This is a genomic window from Rhizobium sp. 01T444, assembly GCF_056398305.1.
In genome coordinates, this window is the sequence record NZ_JBFTPD010000297.1 from 1 (window position 1) to 585 (window position 585).

Annotated in this window: 2 protein-coding genes; both read right to left on the minus strand. The window is 69.9% G+C overall.

Going from position 1 to position 585, the window contains the following annotated elements; genetic code table 11:
* On the minus strand, positions 1–86 hold an 86-nt coding region (locus AC1DTN_RS38550), incomplete at its 3' end, for a zinc-ribbon domain-containing protein (RefSeq protein ID WP_477925471.1).
* Positions 87–125: 39 nt separating this feature from the next.
* The coding region (locus AC1DTN_RS38555) for a hypothetical protein (RefSeq protein WP_477925469.1) at positions 126–585 on the minus strand (460 nt) is incomplete at its 5' end.

Sequence of the window (585 nt, forward strand, 5' to 3'; positions counted from 1 at the left end):
AAGGCAGGCAGTCGGGCGGCGCAGCCGAGGCAGAACATGGCGTTGTCGCGATTCCGGGTTCCACAGAGGGCGCAGGAGGCGGGCATGTCAAAGATCTTTGTGGGACAGCACGACGCGCGACGGGCTCAGCCCAGAAGCGTCGGGTCGCGGCGGGCTTCGTCGAGCCGGCGCTGGTGCCTGGCCTCGACGCACTGCGCACTGCGGCCAGCAACTGGCTGGGCGCAGGCGTTGTTCATGCAGATGGCATGCGAGAAGAAGTTCAGTCCGTCGCAGCGGGCTTGCGGCCCCCTTGCCGCGCCACGGACGAGGACCGAAGCGGCGGCGCGCGCTCGCATCGGCGCGAACGCGCGCGGCGACTTCGGAACGGCCTCGTTTTGCGCTGAGCGCGGCACGGGCGATTCGAGGGTTCCGATTCGATCGAAAGACGCGCCCGCTTCCGCCTGCGTCAGTTTGATCCGCGGCTGCGGTTGGGCCGGGTGCGCAGGCGGCACGTCGCCCACAACGGGCGCCCGAGCGTGCTCGCTCACCAGCGTGGCCGCCGTGGAAGGGCCCGTCAGCCAGAGTCCGAATGCCGCAAGCACCATG